The following is a 3,943-nucleotide window of genomic DNA, read 5'->3' on the forward strand; positions in this document are numbered from 1 at the left end:
CCGTTGAAGATGTGAGACCAGTTGTTACCTGCGTTCAGGTCAAACTCGTCAACCTGAGTGCCGTCTGCATAGAGCCTGACGTGAACACTAGTAGGACGCAAGCCCTGAGCATTATTGTCGTCAACCCAGACCTTCTTAACTGGAATGCTCAAAGCCTCAGGAGCGTGCTGGTTTGTAATCTCAAAGCCGTTGATGCTTGTAGTGTAGTCAGGTACAGCGTCCTCAGAAACGGTGTAGGTAATCTCTGTGTTGCCACTGAACTTAGGCAGGTCAGAGAAGGTGTACTCCCAGTTATCTGCAGCGGTAACAGTCTTGTGCTGAACCTCAACACCATCTGCAAGAAGTCTGACAACAATGGAAGCAGGGCGCTTACCGTCGTTATTGTTGGAGTCGTCCCAAAGCTTTTTACCAGAGACGGAGACCTTCTCCTGCTGCAGCTGGTTGGTAACACTCAGTGCAACGGAATCGTTTGGTGAATTCTCATCTGCCTGACCAGAAGTAGCAGTCACCTTGTACTTCTTGCCATTGTAAGTGACCATGCCATTAGCGTCTGTGCCTACCTCTTCAAGAGTGTAGACGATAGGAGTCTTTGTGCTGGTTCCATCGTTGTGAGTTTCAATGGTGTACTTACGAAGATGTGTGAACGAAGCAGTCCAGTTGTTAGCCGCGGTAAGGTCGAGCGTCTTACCAGTATCAACACCGTCGGCAAGAAGCTTTACGGTAATGGAGGTAGCATCTGGCTGAGCAATTGCGTTACCGTCAGCGTCAAGCCACTTCTTCTCTACCTTGACATCCATGATATCAACAAGCTGGTTTGCGACCTTCTCGGTACGGCGCATAGCTGCTTCGTTGTTGTAGATAACGCTCATGTCGTTGTATGCAAGAGCCTCGGAGAGGTTTGGATCATACAGTGGTGCCTTCATGGTAAGAACCGCAGACAGAACGGTGTATGGAGGCAGAATAGTGCCATCCTTACCAACAATCTTGATTGCCGTTACCTTGGTGTAGTCAGCTGGAGTCTTAGTCCACTCTGGGCTGTTAATCTCGTTGATATCGTTCTGAGCTGGGTGTTCATCAGTACGATAGTAAATATCGTACTGGGAGCTGACGTCAGTTGAGCCAATCTTCAGCTCAATAGGACCCTGAAGTGTATTGCTGAAAGCAGAGTTTCTGCCGTCGCCCACATATGGCAACACGTCGTACATAAGGATCTTATTCATTGGCGTGTTGTAGTAGTTACGAATGCTCAGACGATACTGGAAGAGTCCGCTGGTATCGGTGACGCCAGCAAAGTCAGTCATGATAGTAGCCGAGGTAAATGCCCTACCGTAGAATGTACCGCCGCCAGCAATATTTGGCTCAAGACTACGGATGTGTTTATCAGACTGGATACTCTCAACGTTGTTGCCAAGAACCTTTGCAGTTGCCTTCAGAATAGTCTCGTCAGTGACACCATTCATATTGATGTCAAGATTATCCCGAACAAAGTTACTGGCGTTATACATACCAGAGAAGTCATCTGGTGTGCCGTGAGTCCAGTTTGTGGCGTAGAAGTAGACGTCATTATTGTTGTTCAGAACGTCATTCTCGGCCTTAGAAGGAATGATGTCGTCGTTGATTACCAGGTTCCTAATCTCATAACCCATGGTTCCATACTGATACACGTATCCAGATGGAAGGGTAATCTTGATTGCATTGCGACCGGTCTCGTTGTAGTTCCTGATGTACTCAACCTTCTCAGGCTGCAGCGAGTCAGCAATTGGTGAAACCGAGGTGTTCGCGTCATAAGAAACGCCTGCAGGGAGAAGATCAACGAAGGTTGGATTCTTCAAATAACGAGCAGGTGAAAGCTCTGACAGTGCAAAGCCAAAGCGAGCACTGAAGCGCTCGTTTGGCATACCAACGCGCTGGTACCAAGAGGACTTGGACAGCCAGACCTTCTCGCTAAATGGAGTAAAGCGAGTATCCCAATTTGCGGAGAAGTTCATTGGGGTCTTGGTGCCGTCGGTATTAACTTTGTTGGCATTGACCTTGATGATGTTGGTAATTGGCCTATCGCTGTAGACCTCGCCAAATGGATTCATGAACATCATCTGGATGTTGAAATCAATGTTGCTGGTTGGCTGCAGGGTTACGTTCTTGAAGTAAATACCAATCTTCCTGTACTGAGGAGACACAGCGGAAGCATTGGATGGATCAAGCGTACCCTGGTTGATCTGGTCCAGATAGGACTGCAGCTGCTGCTGGCTTGCCGAGTTCATGTCAGCACGGTAAAGCCAGTTTGCACCGTTCTTCCTGGTAGGAATGATGTCGTAGCTGCCGTCTGCCTTGTAGCCACGGACCTCAATCTGGTCCATGGAGAGTCCAACTCGCTGGCCAACTGCAACAAGATTGCCGGTCAGCGCAGTCATGAAGAGGCGGTTGTCGGTGTTGGCAACATCCTCGATGAACTCGATGTCGGTGAGTGGGGTGTCCAGCTTGTTGACCAACTTGATAGTGTAATCAAGCTTCTTAACAGCAAGACCGTTCTTGTCGTACTGGATGGTAACGGGACCGCGCTTGCTAAGCATGCCGTTACCGCTGAAATCATTACCAGCAAGGCGGAACTGCTTAGAGTCGTCATCAAAGTTGTGCTCGTTGCCTGGGACTTGGCCAACAGTCTCTTCTGCTGCACTTGGGTTGTAAGGTATGCCCTGAACCGTTGCAGTGTTGTTGAAGATTACGCGATTAGTGCCGTTGAGGTAGCGAGCGCCCGGGAAGGAAAGCTTGAGCTGGGAATATGCAGGAAGGTTATCTCTGATGTAGTCGTTAAGAATGGTGGTTCCTGCAGGAATATCAAATTTGAGGGTTACGGTACGTCCATCTGGGCTGAGCGTCCAGTTAGGGTTCTTAGCTGGGTCAAAGTGAGCGGTAACGGTCTGACCTGCTGCGTTTACGTATGTAGGAAGGGTATCAGTAATGATGATGGAGCGATAAGCACGATGATACTGGTAAAGCCTAAAATTAAAGATGACGTCTGAAGTTTTATCGTTGGAAAGCGCGGACGAATCACCTGGGGCGTTAATACCACCATACAGGAGCTGATCGTTGGTTTCTTCACCTGCAACCTGCTTCATAAGCCAAGGCTTGTCGTAGGTGATGGAGTATGTCTGATCAGGCATGTTAGCAAGCTCTGTGCCGTCTGCATTGTACACACGAACAACTGGCTTGAGCTGGAAATCTGCTGGGGTAACCATATCTCTGAAGCTCATAACGTAAGGGAGCTCCAGCTTAACGGTGGTATCGATAGTGTTGAGGTACAGGCGCTTAATGGTCCTGCCATCAGGGGTAACGATGGTCTCCTCGCGCTTGATAATAGGCTGAGTAGCTGCTGCTGGGGTAGCAAAGTTATCAAGGTAGGTGTTAGGAGTAATGTTGTTGGTGTTATTGACGTTTTCAGAGGACTGCTTGGTGTTTACCTCAATCTCCAGGTAAAGACCGTCGATTGGCTTATGAAGGCCAGTTGCGTCAATCTCGATACCTGTAGAGATGTTTGCATTGTCCTTAACGGTTGTGGGTGAAGTGGGCTTAAGGTTAACAGTAAGTTCTCCGTCAGCGCCAAAATCAATGTTCTGCGACAACGGATAGGTCACTGCCTTTGCAACAGTGCTTGTACCCAAAATAATGATACCGGTGAGCATCATTATTGCTGCAAACATAGTTGCAAACGACTTCTTAAAGTTGCTCATATCAACCCCATCTTTCCTATCGAACATACCCCTGGAGATATATAAAGCTCCACTAAACATACTAATGGTTTTTGACAAAATATTTAAAGAAATATCGTGTTCAAATAAATTTTTTTATTTCAATCTTGGACAAAGACTTTGAAAACTGACTAAATTGCGCTCAATTAATGCTACAAAGTGCGTAGATTTAACTTCATTACTCCTGGCGAGAAAAA

At 47.5% G+C, this 3,943-nt stretch carries 1 protein-coding gene; it reads right to left on the reverse strand.

The features are described 5' to 3' along the window. Positions 1-3,728: Cna B-type domain-containing protein (locus RWJ43_RS06295; protein ID WP_314009034.1), on the reverse strand; the 3,728-nt coding region annotated here is incomplete at its 3' end. Between the last annotated feature and the right edge of the window lie 215 nt (positions 3,729-3,943).

The organism is Lancefieldella parvula, from assembly GCF_963530955.1.
GTDB classification, from domain to species: domain Bacteria; phylum Actinomycetota; class Coriobacteriia; order Coriobacteriales; family Atopobiaceae; genus Lancefieldella; species Lancefieldella parvula_A.